The organism is Bradyrhizobium sp. CCBAU 25360, assembly GCF_028128695.1.
Lineage (GTDB): Bacteria > Pseudomonadota > Alphaproteobacteria > Rhizobiales > Xanthobacteraceae > Bradyrhizobium > Bradyrhizobium ottawaense.
Map to the genome: position 1 here is coordinate 1 of NZ_LBJA01000044.1, position 19,631 is coordinate 19,631.

Below are 19,631 nucleotides of genomic sequence, written 5' to 3' on the forward strand. Positions count from 1 at the left end.
ACTTCACAGGTAGTATGGACCAGTCCGACTCCCGACCTCAGCTCGAACAACGGCTCTGGCAGTGCCTCGCCGCTGGTAAGCATCCGGCGTAGGCCGCGGGCTTGAGCGGATTATTCGGTCGACCAGCCTTTGAGCAACTCGGGATTGTCTTTATAGACTTGGATGAGCTCGATGAGGCGTTCGATGCTGAAGTCGGTGAACGCCTGGACGCCGTCTTCGCCAACGCCAAAGACCCAGATAACGCCGTCCTCGATCTCCATTTCGTTGGCGATGTCCCACAGCCAATCTTCGTCTTCGCCGAGGTCTTTCGCGACCTGGGTGATGGTGGTGACGTGATGGACCTTGTTGACGTGGGTGGTCATGCAGCTCGAGCGGAGAGTGCTGATGCCGGCGTCCAATTCCAGGGCAGAAGTTCGTCCAGCCGATGAGCCGGATGGGCGGCGATGCGGGCCAGGATATCCGTAAGCCACGCCTGCGGGTCGATGCCGTTCATCTTTGCCGTGACGATGAGGCTGTACATGGCCGCCGCACGCCTTCCGCCGCGATCGGAGCCGCAGAACAGCCAGGACTTTCGGCCAAGAGCAATGCCCCTCAGACCTCGCTCGGCGGCATTGTTGGAGAGGCATACGCGCCCGTCCTCGAGGAACAAGGTGAAGCTCGTCCAGCGCTTCAGGATATAGTTGAACGCCTTGGCCAGGTCGTGCCCCCGAGACAGCTTGGCAAGCTGCTCCCGCATATAGACCTGGAGGTCCTCGACCAGGGGCCGGCTCAGCGTCTGCCGGACCTCAAGGCGCTCCTCGGCACTCTTGCCATTGATGGAGTGCTCGATCTCGAACAGTGCATCGATCCTCCGCACGACCTCGATCGCGATCGGAGAGAGCGGGATTTCCTTCTTGCCGCCGGCCTTGCGGCGGGCATTCTCTTCGATGTCAGCCATGGCAAAGAACGGGCGCCGTCCATGCGACCAGCAGGCAGCCTCCCGGATCGGGCCTGGCTGGCGTCCCGCCAGATAGAGCTGGTTATACCCGTCATAGGCGTCGGCCTGCAGGATGCCGGCATAGCCCGCCAGATGCGCCTGGGGATGCTCGCCCTTGCGGTCGCGTGAGTAATAGAACATCGCCGCCGGCGGATCCGCACCCCCAAACGGCCGGTCATCCCGGATGTAGATCCAGCATCGTCCCGTATCGGTTTTGCCCCTGGCCAGCACCGGCACGGTCGTATCATCGGCATGAAGGCGCGCGGCCCTCATGACATGAGCTTCCAGCAAACGCAGCAGGGGATCCAGCGAGGCACAGACTGCGCCTACGGCATCTGCCATGGTCGAAAGCGCGATCGGCACGCCTTCCAGCACGTAGCGCTCGGCCTGGCGGTTCAAGGGCTGATGCTGGCCGAACTTCTCGAACATGATCATGGCCAACAGGCTCGGGCCAGCCCATCCCCGGGGGACGGCATGGAATGGCGCCGGCGCCTGGCTGATCTTCTCGCAGTCGCGACAGGAGAACTTCTCCCGGATCGTCTCGATCACCTTCCACTGGCGCGGCACCACTTCCAGCGTCAGCGTCACGTCCTCGCCAAGCTTGCGCAGGCGACTGCTGCCGCAGCATTCACAAGCCGTAGGTCCATCGATTACCACCCGTTCCCGAGGAAGGTGCTCGGGGAAGGTCTGGCGCTCGCCACGATTGCGGGTAAATCCGCGCACCGTTGTCGTCCTGGCCACCGCCCGTTCCGCCGCAAGCTCGTGCTCGGTGGCATCGACTTCCAGCTCTTCGAACGTCAGCGCCAATTGCTCGATCAGCCGCGACGAACGCTCCGAGCGCTGGCCGTAGATCTGATGCCTTGGCTTGGCGATCTGCAGCTTCTGCTGCGCGATCAGCGCTTCATCTTCTGACGCTTTCGCGCGGGCGACCGCAAGTTCAGCGGCGATTTCCAAACCCTTCGCGCGCTCGACCGCCAGCGCCTTCTTCAGCCCGGCAATGTCATCCGGAACAGCGTCGCGGTCGGCATCCATGCGACGCAGTGAATCACAGATTGGACGCGATGGGACTCCCCAAAATGCCAGCAGCCGCAGATTTTCCTGGATCAGCCCGCGCTCTGCGGTCGCCAGCTCAGTTGCGGATTCCGCCAGTCGATCCCTTCCAGCATATAGGCCATCTGCGCCGCCGAGATCGATACTGCGCCGTCCGACGCCGAAGGCCAGATGAACTTGCCGCGATCCAGGCGCTTGGCATAGAGCGACATGCCCAGCCCGTCATGCCAGAGGATCTTGACCAGATCGCCGCGGCGCCCCCGGAAGATGTAGAGATCGCCAGCATGAGGATCGCACTTCAGGCTCTCCTGGACCGCAAGCGCCAGGCTTTGCATCCCGCGGCGCATGGCGGTGTGGCCGGTGGCGATCCAGACCCTGACGCCGCTCGGGATCGGGATCATCGCCGTCTCAGAAGCTCAAGAACCTGCTGCAGCGCCTCCGCGTCCACGTCCCGGTCAACGCGCACGCGACAGCCGCCGCCAAGCTCGATCTCGATAATGCCGGCCCGTGCACGTTGCGCAGGCGGTGAAGACACCGGTTGTGGGGCGCCACTCGAGATCGGAGCCGCCGCAGGCGTGATCTCAACCGGAACAAGCACCGGCGCGGCATCCCCGCTCAACTTGCCTTCCCGCGCCAACCGGCGCCACGTGAACAATTGGCTTGTCGACAGCCCGTTACGTCGTGCCGTGACCGACACCAGACGTGGCCCGCCATAGCTCTCGGTGACGATTCGCTGCTTTTCTTCCAATGTCCAACGACGTCGAGCGCCTGTCGAGACGACTTCAAGTCGGGAAACCTTCGGCATAGGCATATGGTCAGTCATACGCCTATGTCTTCATCCTCCATCAAACCGCACAAGGCGGTCCTCCCCGGAGCGATACCGCCGCTGTCCCCCGCTGGAGACCAATCCAGCGGACCCGGTCGGGCCTCTCATGTCCCGATGATTACCTTCCGTGCGTGATGCGGCCATCGACCCCGACGGAGCGGCATCGTCTCGCGTATCGACGATACTCATGCAGCCTTCGTGGTTAGGGACACACTCGGCCTCCGCGAACATCCACCTTTCGAGGCTCATTCCCGCACCGCACGACTGCTGTCTACACTTCGGACCCCAGCGTTGCCGCGACGCCCGCGTCGTTCTGCTCGAGCAGGGATCGCGCCGACGAGGCGAACGATGGCGTCTTGGGAGATGCCAACCACCTCAGTCCGCCGCTTAATCTCGCCGTTGAGGCGCTCGATCGGATTGGTCGAATGCAGCTTGGCACGGTGCTGAGGCGGGAAGCTCATATAGGCGAGCACGTCCGGCTCGGCCTCATCCATAAAGGCGGAGAGCTTTGGCAGTTTGGGACGGAGCTGGTCGGCGACCTTGCGGCACTGAGCCCTGGCCGCTTCGGCATCGTCCTGGGCAAGGGCGGTGGCGATGAAGTGCGGCATAATGGATCAGCGCTTTGATTGCGCCGAGCGCGCGGTCCATACCTTGCATGACAGCGATGTCAGGCAATGTCTTGCGCAAGGCGGTTGTATGTTCGGTAAAGCCCATGGACACCGCGCTGATGTAGATTACGGGCTTCGTCGCGCTGCTCGCCATGCCGTTGACGATGCGCAAATTGCGTTCGCGCAATTCATGAGTCATCTTCGGCAAGTCGGCGTTAATGATGACGATGTCAATATCGGGGTCGTCGATCATGATTTCGATCGATTTCATGTAAACTGATGGATCTACCAGTGCAGCAAATCCCGCGTCCAGCGGATTGCCAATGATCGAGCCCGGCCCGAGCATTTTGCGAGCTTCTCGCTGGCATTCCTGCTAAGTGGAGGAAAATTGTGCCCCATCGAATGAAATGCGTCAATCAAGAGCCCACGCTTTCCGCCGGACAGCGTCACCGCAGCGAGGCGGTTGCCTTTACGCAGTTGCGCATGAACAAAACATTCGGTGGTTTCCACAAGTTCGTCGAGTCCACGCACTCGGATCACTCCCTCGCGTCGAGATTGCATCGAAAGGACTAAATGGAGCCCGCCAGCGAGCCGGTGTGCGCCATGGCGGCGCGTCCGCCTTCGGAAGTCCCGAGTTTCAACGCAATGACAGGTTTGCCAGCAGCACGCGCTTGCTTGCAGGCCTTCCGAAAGGCCTGAGTGTTGCGCACGCCCTCAAGGTAAACCACGATCACTCGGATGGAAAGGATCGGCGGCGAAACATGTCATCAGATCCGAGGTCTCGAACCCGGCCTCATTGCCTGTCGTGACCATATAGCCAGCACTGACGCCGCGATCCTCTAACGCCTGACGAATCATCGTCACGATGGCTCCGGATTGGCCAGCGATTGCGACCGCGACCGCCCCCCTGGTCCATAGTCACGATCCGGTCATCGATATTGGTGAAGAGCTTTTCGCTCGCACAGGCAATTCGGGCCCCTTATTGCAACTCCTTCCTCACGCACCGCGACGTTGAGTTCGGCGGCAAGCTGCTGACTCTCCTCGTCCTACAGCTCGCTGAGCCCGATGTGACGATCGTTGCAGACCGAGCGCCCGCCGCAGCAGCATCCCGCACGACTTGAGCCACGAAACGCGCCGGAACAAGCACAAGCACATGGTCCGGCTTTTCCGGAAGGCAAGCAAAATCCTTGTAGCAAGTCACTCCCCAGACCACGTCTATTTGCGTGCATTGATAGGGTAGAGCCCGCCTCGATACTTGTACTTGATGAGATTGTTCCAATGCGCTCGGCATATTCCCGGGCTTGTCGGTGGCACCGACCAGTACAATATTGCGGGGGTGCAGCATCGCATGAATGCCGCTAACGATAGGACTCGCATCGGGCGCTGGTGACCAGTTATCCGCTGAAACGGCGGTATTCGATACGTGTGCTTCCATAGTTCCAATTCTTCCCTGTAGCTCTTCCGCCGAGACTTTGTGCTCATGGTCTCAACTTTTCGCCCCTCGCTTGCCGGGACCTCAAGACACTGCTCGACGCCCTAAGTCGTCGCGGGCCGACGGCTGAAGTGAGACCAATGAGGGGCGCACCGATAATCCTTACATACTGCGCTGGCCATAACCTACTGGGATCACCAGTGTCCAATACTAGAGCCCTCTGTGAACCGTGAACGCCGAGACGCGTCGATCAACATGCCAAAAAGGGCAGCAAAATTCCAACTAAACGCACATCGGAGCTGCATCAGCGCCACATCGAACGATGGATCAAAGCAAACAGCACGACAATCAGAACTCCGAGCAGCCGAATGGGTGAAAGCGTCTGGGCAAGAGACAATGGACGCCTGGTGTCGTGACCGAGTTATTGGCCCCTCTTCAGGCGATCACCTCTTTTGTTGCGAGTATATCTAGCCGGCTCACCGGCCGCGTTTCTTCGATGTAAGCCATCACATGGCCGAAATTCACCGCGCGATCAGACGAAAGTGAGGATTTCTCATTCGATACTCCCAGTCCGAGCCCGGGTGTGAGCGCAATCCAGGCGGTTTGCTGAGGGATGACAGACTGTCCCGATGCAGCGGCCGCACTACAACTCTGCTGCCGCCGAATGACCACCGCCGTGTCGAAAGTCTGTCACATACCGTTCTTCCGCGGCCAGAACCAGAGCAGGTTGCGTCTTCGACGACTTGGTCGGACAGGTCGGCGTCGATCAGTGCGTCAAGGCAGGATCATCGAGCTTGAGTGAGAGATAGTCAGGGCCCTTCCTCCGAGCGCTTCGACCAGGCAGGCTCGATCTCGTCCGACCCAAATAGACGCGGCGACTCCCGTTTTCGTTGGAGAGTTGGACTTTGCCGGAGATACGAACGGCCTGCCAACCGCAGCGTGATGATCTCGCCCTGGAAATCGTTGCTGACCTTTTTGCGATGTTAGCCATGTCATTTCTCCTGTCGTGCTTCGAGCCAACGACCACCGCGGCCTCGATTCGATCTAGGACTATAAGCGACGTACTTTCTTGTCTCCCCCGGAATGGGCGGCAAGCGCAGGGGAAGAAAGTCGCGTCAACGGTTTGGCCTGCCAACTTGGCGGCAAGCTCTTTGCATTTCTCAGATATGCTAAGTTCGGCATCGATACGGCTCTACTAGCGGGCCATAACCCGTTCACCGCTGACCAACAGGTACCATCCGCGCCAGCTTGTTTGCCCGGAGCAACTTCGGACGACTGAAGAACACCAGATCCTGGCCACATCTCAAGGGCGCCGCAAGACCGGCTGCTCCCCCGTCGACGGCAAGCAACTGAAATATCCTCTTTGACGCATCCAAACCAAACTTTCCACGGGCGGCTTCTTCGTTTTAGATCATGGACGACCTCGTCCTGCCAACCAGAACGCCGGAAGGGCCCTCCACCCAGGAGACCCCGGTGCGGCACTGGCTCCGGTATCAATAATAAGGCTTAAAGATCAAGGCAGCACGTATGGCGATCTCCACTCGCGGGTTAGCCTGCGCATCATAGATCCTGCTCTGAAGAAGGAAAACGCTTCTTGTCTCGCTCCGCACCGACACTTATGGCCAATTCCTTTTCGAGCGGACGTAGAGCGCAAGAAGCCTGAAACCGTTGGTTCAGGGAGGGTTGCATCTATGTGACAGGTCCGAAGCCACGCGATGCCGCAGGGGCATTATCATTTCACTCCCGCCAGCGGATTTGGCAACTCGTGCTCAACTCGAAAGTCCCGATAGCGCTCCAGATGCATCCTTAGCACTGAACGGGTCCGCCAGGGATCGTCAAGAAACGCCTTGCGTTCTTCGAGCCAGAATGCATCCGACATCATGCGCGGCCTCAGCGCGTCAAAGACCGCCTCGGTTTCTTCCCGTAGGATGTGCCAAAAGCATATGCCTAACGGTTTATAAATTTCGTTGAGGCACAGTGCGACCTCATGAAGGTGGCAGACGAAGCACGCGTCGATGACGAATGAGCGCACGATACTGATATCGTCGTCAAAGGCCGTCGGTAAGATCCCCGCCCGAGTGAAGGGCTTGAGATCGTACCCTCGTTCCTTGAGCAGGGGAACAAAGCTGCGGGCGTCGCCGAAATCACGGAGTAGCAATTTTTTTGGGCGGCCGATTTGGTCGAATAGAATTGTACTGTTCTGCTGATGAGCCTCAACGGCTACTCCGTAAAGCAGATACATGGTGAGTATCGGCCCGATCACTGTCCCCACATAGGCTCGGAAGAACGAAGACACGACAGCTTCGCTTTCACCGCTGTCTCTCGCAATCAATTCGCAAATGAGCGGGCGACCGTCGATCGGGCTCGCCGTAAGGAGCGCTCCGACAGTGACCGGTAATAGTCCATCATTTCGCGTCAATGCACCAGAGTTGCGGTAGACAACTGAAAGAAAGCGGCCCGGATGCTCGTCGCCTGTTGCGGGGTGGTGAAGGATTGCCCCCAATTCTTCTGGGAAGATCTCCAACCTGTCCGAGAGGCACCGCTCATTTGATAGAATTTCAGAAATCAAAGTGCTGAGACGCGGTCCCATGTAAATTGACTTGGCCTGCAGAATGCGCTGTTCGCTGGTCATCCAAATCGCCACAGGCAATTTGATAAATGGTCTCGGCTCCTGAGTGTCCGGTAGCATTGTGCGGAACGACATTGACGGCAGCGTTACAATCTCCGGGCCGTTCGGATCGAAAACTCCGGAAGTTATCTCGGACGCGAATTCACGTCGCAGACAATTGTCTAGGTGCCAGATATGGACAGGCAGGGGCAGCCAGTCCTCAGCGGACTTTCCACGTTTGCTCAAGCTTTCGGCCCAGGCACACCAGAGTTCCGGGAAGTTTTGGGAGAACCATTCTGAATAGCTGCCGACATGCGACATCTTCTCCACATAGGACCATTCTTTGCGTAACGCGGCAATTCGGACGCGCACGCGAGCACCGAACTCAGGAGACAAGGCAACGACGTCCTCGGGCGGCAGGCCGGATTTGGCCTTCCATGTCGGATAGAAGGGGTGACCCTCCAGCGCCCCCCACTGATCGAGAGCAATTGCCCCCAGGTGCGGCGGCAGATTCTCGAGATACTCTAGGAAATCCCGGGCTCCTGCTTCGGCTATTTTAACTCGAAGCTCTGCGCTCCAGTGTTGCCGGTAACTACGTGCGAGCGCGTCGTTACGCATGCTGTCCTCGACGTCACGGATTAGACGCTGAACGTCGCCCGTTGCGGGCGCGAGTGCCAAGGCGGGCGCGATCTGTCCGATGAGATCGGAAGGATTGTCGATCCGGTAGCGAGCGCCGGTCTCGTCTATTACTTCAATTGAACCTCGATTTTGAAACGTTCCGGCAGGCGCACGGTGCAAATCGGTAAAATGCAGGACCTCGCGTGATCGCCAAAGGGGGAGCCATGCTTCGTTGCTTTCCCGAGCCCACATTAATGCATCTGGGTCAAGAAGACGCTCGGCGAATAGACAGCGGATCAACCGGCGGATGGCATTGCGCGATGCGCCCAACCAAAGGTGCGAGGTGCGCGCCTTAGACCCCGCATCTGCCGAAGAAGCCATCCTCTCCTCCATCACACTTCCTCCAGCAAAATGGCGAGCAAACAGGCCGGCGCGCTCTCTGTGGAGAACGTGGCGTGGTAGCTGAGCTGCCCACTAGGTTTTTGCAGGAATGGCCTCTTCGAGCTTCGCGGCCAGTTGCATGAGCTGCGACTTGAGAGGTCAACGCCTCGCGCCGACATCAGCCCCAGAATTCGAAACATCTTCAACCCAAAATTGATGTGACAGAGCAGGATAACGAGCGCCAAGCCCATTGACGGTGCGGAGAGTAGCATGAGAACAGAATGCCCCTCGAGCTCTACGTCCGCTGAGTTAATGTCCAGTCTGCGCTTATGGCTGTGGGAGCACCTCCGCAAGGGCGCGCCAATGCCGTACGGCATAGACGAACGGCCTGCCATGTCATCATTCGACAAAGGCAGGAGTGACACAGCTTGAATCGGAACCGCACCGAACGGTTTGGCCTTTGTGATCAATTTGGATGTTCCTCCGCCGCTAGTAGCGATAACAAGCCCCGCGGTCTCTCAGCAATCGGTGTGCCACGACACCGTGGGCGATCGTGCTTAATGAGAGACACAAAGAGGGGGACATTTCGCCTTTCCGCCACCCGCTGGAATGATTGCGCGGCGGAATGTCGAGTCTCGACCGTATGGGTCTGGAACCGGACATAGTGCGCTCTGCAATGCCCTGCCGAGCGTGGCACGGCCAGTGCATGATGTGCACGCGCACCTGGTCCCGAAGTGCCCGCACACCGATCTGTTCGACGCTCGCGGCCGGGCGTGGGTGGCCGCTCAACAGCTTCCAGACGATGAGCGCTCGGCGATCGATCGGCACGTCCGCGAGCTCGAGCGGCTGGCGGAAGACCTAACCCTGCTCGACCGCGAGGTCGCGCATCGACGACTCCGCGGTCAACCGATTGATAACGGTCACCGGCGCGAATCTGGCGGTCGCCGCCGTCGTCGTGGCGGCGATCGGCGACATCAGCCGGTTCAATAGCCCGCAGAAACTGGTGACCATTTCAGGCTGATTCCGCTTTGCGGCTTGGCGAAATGGGCGTGGTATGAACGCCCACTATTTTTGTCACGCGCTACAAGGTCGTGCGGCATCGCACGCGGCTCAAGAACAAGGTGTATTCGATGCTATCGAGGGGACGCTCGGCAAGACTTTCAGATCGGCTCGCCCCATGCACCCTACGATGATCGTCGATGAAGGCGGTCATGGGCTTGGACCGGCGGTTGAGCTCCGCCGTCGCAAAACAGCGCTCACCGTGCGCAGGATTTGTTTGGCCTGCCGAAGCTCACGTTTCCCCCTTTCCAGCCCCTTCGGCTTTCTCGGGCCTGTCGGTCGGGACACGGCCCGCTGCCCCCTACCGACCTCGGCCTTATTGGCCCAGTCGTGCAGCCTCTGCGGCGTGCAGCCGATCTGGCCGCAATCGACGTCACTGCCGCCCTGCGCGAAAGGGTGCGCCGGCGTGATCCAGAACCATAGGAACCGCTCGGGTCCGGAGCTCGGGTGAAAACTTGTTTGTCGCCTCGTTCGTCATGGCTCCCTCCTCTCAGGCTTGGAGCTCTGGCACTCCGGGGGCGGTTCAAAATCTAATTGTTAGACAAAGATTCGGAGGAGATCGACAACAGATGCGGCAGCACGAATCGCGCTATTCGACTTAGATAGTCACCCTGACCCGTTTCTAGCAAGTAACTGTATCCAGCGATAAGTCTGGGAGGCTCACAGCATCGACACGAGAAGCTCTCAGCGAGAGAGTATTCGGAGCAGTTGTAGTCGATCGTTACTTCGTCCCTGTCACGACCAATCTCCTCGATTGCAATCAGGACAATGCCACCACCTTCCACCTGAAGGCGGGCATTTGGGCGGCAACAATGATTGATGAAGTCTATGTATTCACTACAAAGGTGTCTATCGCGATCAATTTGTATCGTTCTCTTGGTTGCCTTGGGACAGACCACGCCTTCGAGCTTTTCTATGACATTTCCCCTCGTTATGGGTTTTCTCGAAAACAAGCCGAAACCGTTTATCTTGGATCTTCCGACGTAGATGCGATCTGGCGGCTTACAAACGTCATTAGTTTGGCTCATGATGTCACGTCTCCGATCTGATTCAACTTTTGCTTCTATCCCGTTTAGCTGTCGAAAAAGGTAGCTATGCTCCCTTTGTCATGATCATGCGATCTAGCGCTCTGCCTTTAGCCTGGCAACCTGCGAATGATGGTAGTCTCCGCTCGTTGTGCAGAAACTCTGGCCTTCCAATTGTAGATCGTCACTTCGGAGATCCCATGCTTCGAGCCAGCTCAGCCGTCCGCCAACCTCATGCTCTTTCAATATCGCGATAATCTACTTCTATGCTCGATCTGCCTTTTTCGATCCCTTCAAGTGTCGCGCGCCATGGAAAACTGCCCCCTCGGCGTCATGAGGAATTGCCCCCTCCTCGGATAGCTGAGGAGAGAGTGAATGAAGCAGGAACGAATCACTGAAGGCTCGGCGTGGAGTAATCCACGGGGGCAGGTGATGAAGACGCCGGATGACGTGGCGGAGATGTTGCGCCTAAGGGCGTGCGGGTGGGGTGTGAAGCGGATTGCGCGGCAGCTGGGCTGCAGCCATCACACGATGAAGGACTACGTGGCGGCGGGCGGGGTGAAGCCGTTCAAGTCGCCTGAGCGGCCGAAGCGTCTCGACGGCCTTGGGAGTTGGCTGCGCGAGAGGCTCATTCGGCATCGCGGCAATGCCGACGTGGTGCGCCAGGACTTGTTGGCCGAGCAAGGCGTGGCAGTCAGCCGGCGGACGCTGCAACGCGCCGTGCAGCCCTATCGTCAGGCGCTGAAGGCGGAGGCGTTGGCGACGACGCGGTTCGAGACGCCGCCAGGCCGGCAGCTGCAGATCGACTTCGGCGAGCGTCTGGTCGAGATCGGAGGGGCGAGAGTCAAGGCATTCGTGTTCGTGGCAACGCTTGGGCATTCGCGGCGGCTGCATGTGCGTGCGTTCCGGGCTGAGAGGCAGGAGCATTGGTTTGCCGGGCTCGAGAGCACATTCACGACCCTCGGCGGCGTGCCGGAGGAAGTGCTGATGGATAATCCTATGGCGCTTGTCGTGCGCCATGACACGGTGAGCCGGTCGGTTCAGTTTAACGACAAGCTGATCGCCTTCGCAAACATTGGGGCTTCCGTCCTCGCGCTTGCGCGCCATATCGGGCGCGCACGAAGGGCAAGACGGAGAACGGCGTCGGCTACGTGAAGAAGAACGCGATCGCCGGCCATTCCTTCCCAAGCTGGGAAGCATTCGAGGCGCATCTCGACAGGTGGGAGCGCGAGGTTGCGAACGTTCGTATCCACGGCACGACCGGCGAGGCGCCGATCATCCGCTTCGCGCGTGATGAGATACATCGGTTGAAGCCGCTCAGCGGGCAACCTTCGTTCGGATCGTTGCGTGAACTGACCCGCGTCGTCGGCAACGATTGCGCTGTAGAGATCGACACGAACAGCTACTCGGTGCCGTGGCGCCTGATTGGCGAGCGCGTGGCGGTAACGATCGCGGCTGGCGAGGTGCGGATCCGCCATGGATTGCACCAGGTTGCGATCCACAAGCAATCGGAGCGTCGCCGGCTGCGGATCATCGACACCGCCCACCTCGATGGTGTTGCCGGTCGCAACGGCGCGGTCCGCCGGGCTGAGATCGCGGTGGCGGTGCTGGCGCCGTCCTCACCGCCGTCGTTGTTGCGCCCTCTTGCCGAATACGAAGCCGTGGTTGGAGGAAGCTTCTGATGGCGCGGGCAAGGAAGAAAATGGAAGCAACGGCCGATCCGCTCGATGCCATGCTGGCGCGACTTCAGCTCTCCGGGATCCGCGATCAGCTCGACAGCCTGCTCGACGAGGCGGCGCGCGCGAACCTATCGGCGCGTGAGACGCTGATCCTGCTGTGCGAACGCGAGATCGCGCGCAAGGATCATCGCCGCATCGACATGGCGTTGAAGCTCGCGCACTTCCCGGCCGTGAAGGGCTTGCGGGCTTCGACTTCGAGGCACAGCCGTCGATCGATCCGAAGCAGATCCGCGACCTGGCCGCGTCACGATGGATCGCCAACGGTGAGAACGTGCTGCTGCTCGGCCCGCCGGGCGTCGGTAAGACGCACCTGTCGATCGCGCTCGGGCGAGAGGCGATCCTGGCCGGTTACACTGTGCAGTTCACCACGGCGACGACGCTGGTCGCTGGCCTTGCCAAGGCGCATGGCGAGCGGCGCCTGGACGAGAAGCTACTCGCCCTGTCGAAGCCAAAGCTGCTGATCGTCGACGAGCTCGGCTATCTGCCGCTCGAACCTGATGCGGCGCACCTGTTCTTCCAGCTGGTCAGCAGGCGCTACGAAACCGGTGCCATGCTGATTACCTCGAACCTCAGCGTTGCCGAATGGGGCACCGTGTTCGCCGATCCCGTGGTCGCAACCGCGATCCTCGACCGGCTCCTCCACCACAGCCACGTGCTGACGATCCGCGGCAACAGCTATCGGCTCCGCGCCAAGCGCAAGAGCGGCCTCATCAAGCCGCCGACCGCCGGTGACGGCCCTGCGGTCGGCTCCGCCTCCCTCCGGCCCGTCGCCGGCGGAAACAACCCCGATATCATAATGTCGATGGTGGGGGCAGTTCTTCATGACGCAAAGGGGGCAGTTCCGGATGGCGTTTGACACTTAAAGCGCGTGCCGCGGGCACCTTACTTCTGTTCGTGGTCGGCAAAGCGCCACATGATGGGATTCGGTTGAATGGTTGGTTCAAGCTCATCGGCGTAGCCTGCCGCCTTGAGGACCCACGACAAATCATGCGAACTCGACGATCCCACCCGCCTCGGCGAGCGTCTGTTTGGATGGCGATGGCGTCCTAACGCGGGCGCCGTCCATCGAAATTCGGTACCGTCGACCCACATTCGGTGAAGGACCACAGCCATCTTTCTGCCCAGCGCGACCTTCCCACACTGCTTCCTCGCCGGTGTGCAACACGCACCGTCAAGCGTTCATCGGAGACTAGTAGGCGTCTACGGATTGGGAATGCGGGAATAGCCAAGGATCGACCACGGTGGAGCGGAAGGTCAACCCAAAGACCGGACCGATCCTGGCATCGGTCATCAGGAGCCAGCAAGCCGGATCGCTGCGCACGGCCTTTGGAGTCGGGCGTACTCTCGCATCAGCGCTTCGCGTCGGCAAGCAGCGGATACATAATCGCCTCCAGCATGGCGTCATCGCGACCAACTCACGAACTCCCGTCGCGAACAGAGTCCGCAAGAGGATTCCGGTTTGAGACCGAGCGGACGCGGAAGTCCTCGGCGGACTTCCTCTGCGGCAGCGATGGGGCGGATGAGATGCTTGCGAGCAGCTGGCAACGTCCGCGGTCTTTAGCTGCCGATGCTCCTGACATGAACAGACTTGAACCATCCCGATCTTACCACCTGTGCGATCCCACGGGCGTCGTTGCGATCGGCCTTCAGAGGCATGGCTGGTACTGCACAATCGATGGCACTTCCCCCGACGCCGTTCCCTCCCGGATAATCTTTCCGGTCTCGTGCACCGTACATACGAACAAAATTCAGCGAAACATGGGGTGCGACGTAGATCATGCCCTTTCCTCCTTGGGTGGGTTCTCTCCATGATCGTCAGTCAAAACGTGCTGCGCGCGGCGAAATAGGCAGATGAAGGTCACCGAATACCAGTCTCACCGGTGAAACGATTTCCCTTCATGTCCTGGCCCTCGTCCTGGACTAGAACGACTCCACACTGGATTAGGCGCCGGGGGTCAAGCTCAACACTCAGTTGCGCTTACCGGCCTGCCGTTGGCCAGTTCAAGGGGAACGTTTGACAACAAGCAGCAATTAGACGGACCGAATGATAGATGCTAGAGGCGACGAGGCATGATCGAGCACAGCTGGCCATTTATCCAATAAGCCCCTGCACCGTCGCCGTAGTGCTGACGGCCATGCTCGCGCCATGTTGTCGGATCCACTACACGCCCGCTGGAGCCAATCGCTTTAGGACTCAAAGCCTCCTAGTTGGCACGAGCCTTGAAGACGCAAGCCTAGTTCGGTTCTTCCGGCCTCGAAGTCATGTGGCTTACAAGTTTCTCACCTCGCGTGACGTATGGTCGCGTGGCGGGAGCGTAGTGAAACTGCCGTGGGAAATGGTCTTTAGCCCGGCTGAGAAGATCGCCATAAAGACGGCCGATCTTACGAGTGAAGAGCAAAAGTCACGCTTCGTCGAACAGTGCTTCGGCGCAGCTGGATCTATACTTGCGTGTTACACCCTCGCAGGGCAGCCAAAAGCGGTTGATCGCGGGCACTGCCACGACGAGCGCCGGCTCAAAGGGTTGCGTTGTGGTCCATAGGTGTCGCGATCTCAGTACCGTCGAGGCGAGCCGCTTGTCAAACCGCCTTTTTGCCATTTTAGGTGCGCAAGCCGCAACGACTTTGCGTCAACGATCTTGTGAATCGAGTCATGCTGCATTTGCTGCTTCAGAGAACGTGCGCAGGGACATGGCGGGCATAATATCGAGATTGTTCCAGACTCTCTCGCGGACCGCGGATGTGAGCGGCGCCTTCGCTGCCGGTTCCGATTACGACGTTTGACTTGCAGTGAGAACAAAACCAACTGCAGACAGCCCAAGTTGCGTATCCGCGCGTACGCTTAGAGCATTCGCTGGAGGGTCAGCGCAGCGCCGACGCAAGGCGCCGGTAACCCGGCCGATAGTCGGGGAAAACATCTTGAGGGCGGGCAGTGCGCGCAATTTAGACCGGACAAACTCGATCGCCGCGGCGCAAGGCATCCGGATGTTAGGTTGTCACCGGCTCCAGATCTGAGGGGACGTCACACGAACCGAAGCTTTTCCAGGAGCGCGTCGCCCAATTTGATATGGGCGTATGATCTCGGTGCCGAACAGCTGCAATGCATGACGTATCCGCAAGGTAGATGAGGGTACGTGGATACTCGTTCAGTTTCAGACAATGGCGCACACTGAAGTTAATGTCTTTGGAGCGATGCGTCCGTGCATCAGACGACTCAGCGCGAACGTGTCGCCTCAAATGGACACCTCGTTTCAACGGCTTACCCATTCGTGCGCCCATGTCGCCTAACCCTAGCCGCCTGAATTCGGCGGCTCTCGAGACTGATCGGAGACTAAAATTCCCATCATCTGCTTCATGCAGCTGTCGTTACAGAACCTAAAAGCTAACGCCCAGACCCACTTCTTTGATGGAGCCTCGCCCTTCGGGATCACCATTGGCAAACGCCGAAAAACCTTGTTAGTCATGCACGGATAGGACCGCGCTTTAAGATGCTAGGCCACTATCCTGCAACCAGCCTGAGGTGCGCACGACTCGCGGCTCTCGCGATCATAGATGGCGCTGATGCGACAGAGACCGTGCAAGATCCCGAGAAGCGTCTAGTCGAGTATCTCCGACAACTCCACGGCTCTGCACGATACAAGTACGAGCGCGAGCGTCTCATCCGTCGCCACCTTCTGCCAAGAACAGCGACCTCGTCAGTTTGAAAAAGGCAGCCGTGCTCACGATCGCCGACGCCCTGGCCGATCGTGCAAACATCGCAAATGGACGTCAGACATATCGCGAGACGCCCTGACGAGGTGCTCCAACATCTCGGCACCAATCGATAATACCTTTGCGAATGAAAAAGTGGGCTTGGCAGCTTCCCGTCTGCCAGACCGAAGGGGCGACTGTCGGCCTATTCAGCCAATCTATCGATATGGTCCAGCGCCGAGCCCCTGCCAACTGGATGTGAATATGCTCGCCGCATCGAGGGCACTTCAGGTGAAGCCATTTCTGGTAACCTCCGCGCACTTCCCGAAAAACAAAGCCGTCGCTCAACTCATCCGGGGGCTCCGGCACATCTTTCACCAGGAAATGGCAACGACGAAGAAGCCCGATATCAATCAGAAATTGAACCCAGGAGAGTGGCAGTCGTATCATGAGGTAGTATCCAGAAATGGATCCATATCACCTCTGCCGTCGTAGCGGCGCCGATCGCACAACTTGCAGCCTGGCCGTGATTTGCCAGAAGGCAAGAGATCGGCTTCTTTTACTTCATCGAACCTTCGTACGCGCTGAGGCCGCACCGTTGTCTCCCCTAAAGACGTTCAACCGCTGGAACAACTCATTGACGGCCATCGTTGCGACTTCAGTGGTAAACGTTACGACAACGGGACTTGGATCAGCCGCGTCTGTGACATAACCGGCCCGCCTTCTTTGCTCGTAAACTGCAGGATCGTTGCGCCGAAGACCCTCGTCGAGCATTATGTCGGATTTAATCAATCCCCTGCACACCTGGCAGGGGCTGCCTGGCTGGACGACAGTGACTCGTCCGTCAAACGCATCGTAGCCCCCGCCGCTACGGGGTCGATGAGCAGCCCGAGGTCGATGATCGGTACGAAATAGAAATGCGCCAATCGGTTAAGCACATTCCGGCCCAAGTGATCGTCGGTACAGCCAAAAATGACGTCGCATGACTTGAGGGCGTCCCGCGCCTCGATGTCCTCGCCGTGGTGCGGAATACGCGCAACTGAAATTGGAAGACCGATTCCAGCGATTGCTTCGCCTAGTACATCGACTTTCAATCTGCGAAGGTTCGCGTCGGTCCGCGTGGAGTAATGTAGCCGGTTCAGGTTTGTTTCATCGATGAAATCGGTATCAAAAAGTGCCAAGTGCCGCACACCGATTCTTGCGAGAAGTGCGGCAACGGCAGAACCCGTCCCTCCGCACTCGACGACGCCGATGCGCAGTTGCGACAAGTCCAAGGTAGACTGCTGGCCGAACGCCCTGACTTGGCGGTCGAATGCCTGACGCGCAGTTTCAGTTTTGACTCCTGAGTATGTGAACCGCCAGCGACATCCCAGCACGCGGATCATATCGACAGGGCGAGGTTTGAGGTTCGGACCGTAGGCACGTCCGGCCAACCGCCCATCAGGCGTCATGATAAGCGAGAGATGCGGTCGACCACTGTCCAGCCGGTTAAACGCGATCTCAAACATTTCCTTTTCCGCGATATCGTCCGCACTCGAGAAGCGAAGGTACCCGGCGGGATGTGAATGGATGACCGCAACCGCAAAGTTCTGCGGCTCAGCACGCTTCAGTGCCTGGTAAAAAGGTGCCGTTGACCAGGTAAAGCCGACCGGAGAGCGTTTGATGAATGCGCTCTCGGGCACCTCAATAATCTCGCGTGCAACAATCCGCTCCTCCTCCTCACCCGTCCATGGGTCGCGAGAACGGGAACGCCCACACAGAGAAGAAGTGCAGCATACTCGCTCTCGTCCCGAAATATATTTCGCTGCAAGAGCCAACGCTGCTCTTCAAGGATGGTGAATGTTACGCGGGTCATTCCTTAAGGGCGTCCCGAACGTGCTGTAGGTAGGTTTCCAAGCCATCGATATCCGGCCGCCATTGGTCCTTTGCTAGATGACGCGACCAAAACTGCCATTTCGCACCAAAAAGCTCATGATCGGTAGTAGTGTTCTGCGGGCCGTTGCCGTCCTGTCTTGTCAAGTACGGACGAGTATAGAAGCTGTCGAGCTTAGTCGTCGCATACTGCGGCGGGATCAATATCATCAGGTCGCACGTCGTACAGCTCAGAAGCCGATCGCCCTCGCGAGTAAACAGATTACCGGCAAATTGAAAGCCCGGAAAGATAATGCCATTGCGAACTGTACCGTCGGGCGGAGTCTCGCTCTCTGCCGCACAAACCCGCGCTAGTTGTGAAGGACGCACCCTCTTTCAAAAAGCCCATGCGCTGACCAGACTCCATGTCCCATAGATTAGAGCAGAGGGGGCGTCGGTTTTTAGCGTTTGAGCCGGGAATCGCGATGAACAAGACCACGAGATCCCGTTTTCGGGCCGCAAGACGTCGCAATCGAACGCGACTCGATCGCAGCTTCGTCCCGGAGCATCTCGCGCCTTGAGGAGTCGCGTCAGAGGTGATCGGTTAAGCTTTCGGTATGTCAAGGCTGTGCATGGATCGGGCCCGGCGCGAGCCTCGACCGAAGTGGCAAGAGATCGAATCGCCCCATTCAGGACCAATCTGAAATCCGCTCTCACTCACAGCACGATCTGCAACTGCCCCATTATCAGATTGCGCGGAGCGAGTCTCCGCCGAGGCTTATGAATTGGTCATTCACACCTATGTTCTCGATATGCAAAACGCCTGACCAGATTTGACGCAAGCGGACTTCGAGGTCTGATTGCGGTCCTCGAAAGGCGTTGACAATACCGGCCGAACGCTCCCCGGGTCGGGCAATGCTGAAAAGTCGACCTTTCCATTCCTAGTCAGCGGAATACCGACGTGGATGATTCTTTCGGGAAGTATGTAATTCGGGAGTGCCTCAGCAAGAAGATTGTGAAGGTCGCTTTCCGCCAGTTCAGCTGGAGCCGACACATACGCGACAAGTCGCTGTGTCCGCCTGTCCCTCCGCCCCAGCTATATTCCGCGCCGTAAGTTTTGCACCTGCGCAGACAGAGGCGACTGCGACGGCACCATGCACCAATGGATGAGCGGACAACGAGCTTCGAATTCGCCCAGCTCGATTCTGTGCCCGCGAATTTTGACCTGACCATCCCGTCGACCGAGACATTCCAAAAAGGCCGTCGGAACGGAGGCGTCCAAGATCACCTGGCCGATATAGGCGGCGGAAAGACAGGTCGTTTGAGAATGGGTTTGGCCCAAGCGCATCCTTGGTGCGGACATGGTCATGGACATAACCGGCCGCGACACCGACGCCGCTAACACAGATTTCGCCGATTTCTCCTACCTTGCATAGCCGTGGTCCGTCGGCGACATAAACCTCAGCGTTTTGAATTGGTCTGCCGATCGGCACATACGGCTCAGCCAGCGCTGGCGGCATTGAAACCAAATGATGCGTCACCCCGTCGGCACACTCGGTCGGCCCGTAATGATTGAGAATCGAAACGCGGGGATACAAGGCAAGCCACGCACGCGCCAATCCGGGCGTTAGCGGCTCTCCCACCGTAGAAATAATCGGCAAGCCGTCCATGCCTCGTTCCGCCGCGGCGAGCGATTGCAGATATTCAACAAGCACTGCCAGCATCGACGGAACAAGTTGGACGACCGTGGTACCGCATCGTCGAATTGGTT

General features: G+C 58.8%; 16 protein-coding genes, 5 pseudogenes and 1 other annotated feature. Of the genes and pseudogenes, 4 read left to right on the forward strand and 17 right to left on the reverse strand.

The window, feature by feature from the left end; translation table 11 throughout:
• Positions 1-110: 110 nt before the first annotated feature.
• The 11 genes and pseudogenes from XH81_RS30600 to XH81_RS30645 all read right to left on the reverse strand — a co-directional run bounded on the left by XH81_RS30600 (position 111) and on the right by XH81_RS30645 (position 8,499).
• Positions 111-362: a hypothetical protein gene (locus tag XH81_RS30600; RefSeq protein ID WP_271596516.1), complete on the reverse strand. Its 252-nt coding sequence runs from the start codon at positions 360-362 to the stop codon at positions 111-113.
• The gene (gene tnpC / locus XH81_RS30605) at positions 359-2,008 is read right to left on the reverse strand and encodes an IS66 family transposase (protein ID WP_271596517.1); all 1,650 of its coding nucleotides are present in this window, start codon (positions 2,006-2,008) and stop codon (positions 359-361) included. Before tnpC ends, XH81_RS30600 begins: the two co-directional genes overlap by 4 nt.
• Positions 2,009-2,079: 71 nt before the next feature.
• Positions 2,080-2,427, reverse strand: coding sequence for an IS66 family insertion sequence element accessory protein TnpB (gene tnpB, locus XH81_RS30610; protein WP_271596518.1), 348 nt, complete (start codon positions 2,425-2,427; stop codon positions 2,080-2,082).
• Positions 2,424-2,849, reverse strand: a complete 426-nt coding sequence (gene tnpA / locus XH81_RS30615) for an IS66-like element accessory protein TnpA (RefSeq protein ID WP_271596519.1) — start codon at positions 2,847-2,849, stop codon at positions 2,424-2,426. Before tnpA ends, tnpB begins: the two co-directional genes overlap by 4 nt.
• A 310-nt stretch (positions 2,850-3,159) precedes the next feature.
• A pseudogene (locus tag XH81_RS30620) lies at positions 3,160-3,463 on the reverse strand (transposase); the annotation flags it as partial.
• Positions 3,464-3,745: 282 nt separating this feature from the next.
• Positions 3,746-3,991 (reverse strand): hypothetical protein, encoded by a 246-nt coding sequence (locus XH81_RS30630; RefSeq protein ID WP_271596521.1) that lies wholly within the window; start codon positions 3,989-3,991, stop codon positions 3,746-3,748.
• A 38-nt stretch (positions 3,992-4,029) separates the two neighbouring features.
• On the reverse strand, positions 4,030-4,194 hold the full coding sequence (locus XH81_RS30635) for a hypothetical protein (RefSeq protein WP_333913880.1): 165 nt from the start codon (positions 4,192-4,194) through the stop codon (positions 4,030-4,032).
• Complete coding sequence (locus XH81_RS30640) at positions 4,175-4,318, reverse strand: hypothetical protein (RefSeq protein ID WP_271596773.1); 144 nt, start codon at positions 4,316-4,318, stop codon at positions 4,175-4,177. Before XH81_RS30640 ends, XH81_RS30635 begins: the two co-directional genes overlap by 20 nt.
• Before the next feature lie 121 nt (positions 4,319-4,439).
• Positions 4,440-4,895 (reverse strand): CoA-binding protein, encoded by a 456-nt coding sequence (locus XH81_RS38765; protein WP_442868209.1) that lies wholly within the window; start codon positions 4,893-4,895, stop codon positions 4,440-4,442.
• Between the two features lie 687 nt (positions 4,896-5,582).
• Positions 5,583-5,839: pseudogene (locus XH81_RS38770) on the reverse strand (DUF736 family protein).
• Positions 5,840-6,624: 785 nt separating this feature from the next.
• Complete coding sequence (locus tag XH81_RS30645) at positions 6,625-8,499, reverse strand: IucA/IucC family protein (protein ID WP_271596522.1); 1,875 nt, start codon at positions 8,497-8,499, stop codon at positions 6,625-6,627.
• A gap of 955 nt (positions 8,500-9,454) precedes the next feature.
• Between XH81_RS30645 and XH81_RS30650 the strand changes: the two genes are divergently transcribed.
• Positions 9,455-9,520, forward strand: a complete 66-nt coding sequence (locus tag XH81_RS30650) for a hypothetical protein (protein ID WP_271596774.1) — start codon at positions 9,455-9,457, stop codon at positions 9,518-9,520.
• Between the two features lie 118 nt (positions 9,521-9,638).
• Positions 9,639-9,754: a sequence feature (AL1L pseudoknot), on the reverse strand.
• A 334-nt stretch (positions 9,755-10,088) separates the two neighbouring features.
• Here XH81_RS30650 and XH81_RS38775 read toward each other — a convergent pair.
• Positions 10,089-10,475 (reverse strand): SET domain-containing protein-lysine N-methyltransferase, encoded by a 387-nt coding sequence (locus XH81_RS38775; protein WP_442868217.1) that lies wholly within the window; start codon positions 10,473-10,475, stop codon positions 10,089-10,091.
• Here XH81_RS38775 and XH81_RS30655 point away from each other — a divergent pair.
• From XH81_RS30655 to istB, 3 genes and pseudogenes are all read left to right on the forward strand, one after another.
• The gene (locus XH81_RS30655; RefSeq protein ID WP_271596523.1) at positions 10,371-10,607 is read left to right on the forward strand and encodes a hypothetical protein; all 237 of its coding nucleotides are present in this window, start codon (positions 10,371-10,373) and stop codon (positions 10,605-10,607) included. The two genes, XH81_RS38775 and XH81_RS30655, sit on opposite strands and share 105 nt — an antisense overlap.
• Before the next feature lie 351 nt (positions 10,608-10,958).
• Positions 10,959-12,265: pseudogene (gene istA / locus XH81_RS38780) on the forward strand (IS21 family transposase).
• Positions 12,265-13,178 (forward strand): annotated as a pseudogene (gene istB, locus XH81_RS30670) (IS21-like element helper ATPase IstB). Before istA ends, istB begins: the two co-directional pseudogenes overlap by 1 nt.
• Before the next feature lie 2,909 nt (positions 13,179-16,087).
• On the opposite strand, the gene XH81_RS30680 reads toward istB, so the two are convergent.
• The 5 genes and pseudogenes from XH81_RS30680 to XH81_RS38795 form a co-directional block, all read right to left on the reverse strand.
• Entirely contained in the window at positions 16,088-16,459 is a 372-nt protein-coding gene (locus tag XH81_RS30680) for a DUF6527 family protein (RefSeq protein WP_271596526.1), read from the reverse strand.
• A 338-nt stretch (positions 16,460-16,797) separates the two neighbouring features.
• Positions 16,798-17,691, reverse strand: a complete 894-nt coding sequence (locus tag XH81_RS30685) for a HesA/MoeB/ThiF family protein (protein ID WP_271596527.1) — start codon at positions 17,689-17,691, stop codon at positions 16,798-16,800.
• A 169-nt stretch (positions 17,692-17,860) separates the two neighbouring features.
• Positions 17,861-18,250 (reverse strand): E2/UBC family protein, encoded by a 390-nt coding sequence (locus XH81_RS38785; protein WP_442868210.1) that lies wholly within the window; start codon positions 18,248-18,250, stop codon positions 17,861-17,863.
• Positions 18,251-18,606: 356 nt separating this feature from the next.
• Positions 18,607-18,702, reverse strand: a complete 96-nt coding sequence (locus XH81_RS38790) for a phosphopantetheine-binding protein (protein WP_442868211.1) — start codon at positions 18,700-18,702, stop codon at positions 18,607-18,609.
• Between the two features lie 195 nt (positions 18,703-18,897).
• Positions 18,898-19,629, reverse strand: a pseudogene (locus XH81_RS38795) (AMP-binding protein); the annotation flags it as partial.
• Positions 19,630-19,631: the final 2 nt, after the last annotated feature.

Coding starts and splice junctions, on each gene's coding strand:
- XH81_RS30600 (WP_271596516.1), bottom strand. CDS start 362: ATGACCACCCACGTCAACAAGGTCCATCACGTCACCACCATCACCCAG.
- tnpC (WP_271596517.1), bottom strand. CDS start 2,008: ATGGATGCCGACCGCGACGCTGTTCCGGATGACATTGCCGGGCTGAAG.
- tnpB (WP_271596518.1), bottom strand. CDS start 2,427: ATGATCCCGATCCCGAGCGGCGTCAGGGTCTGGATCGCCACCGGCCAC.
- tnpA (WP_271596519.1), bottom strand. CDS start 2,849: ATGACTGACCATATGCCTATGCCGAAGGTTTCCCGACTTGAAGTCGTC.
- XH81_RS30640 (WP_271596773.1), bottom strand. CDS start 4,318: ATGATTCGTCAGGCGTTAGAGGATCGCGGCGTCAGTGCTGGCTATATG.
- XH81_RS38765 (WP_442868209.1), bottom strand. CDS start 4,895: ATGGAAGCACACGTATCGAATACCGCCGTTTCAGCGGATAACTGGTCA.
- XH81_RS30645 (WP_271596522.1), bottom strand. CDS start 8,499: ATGGCTTCTTCGGCAGATGCGGGGTCTAAGGCGCGCACCTCGCACCTT.
- XH81_RS30655 (WP_271596523.1), top strand. CDS start 10,371: ATGATTGATGAAGTCTATGTATTCACTACAAAGGTGTCTATCGCGATC.
- XH81_RS30680 (WP_271596526.1), bottom strand. CDS start 16,459: ATGATACGACTGCCACTCTCCTGGGTTCAATTTCTGATTGATATCGGG.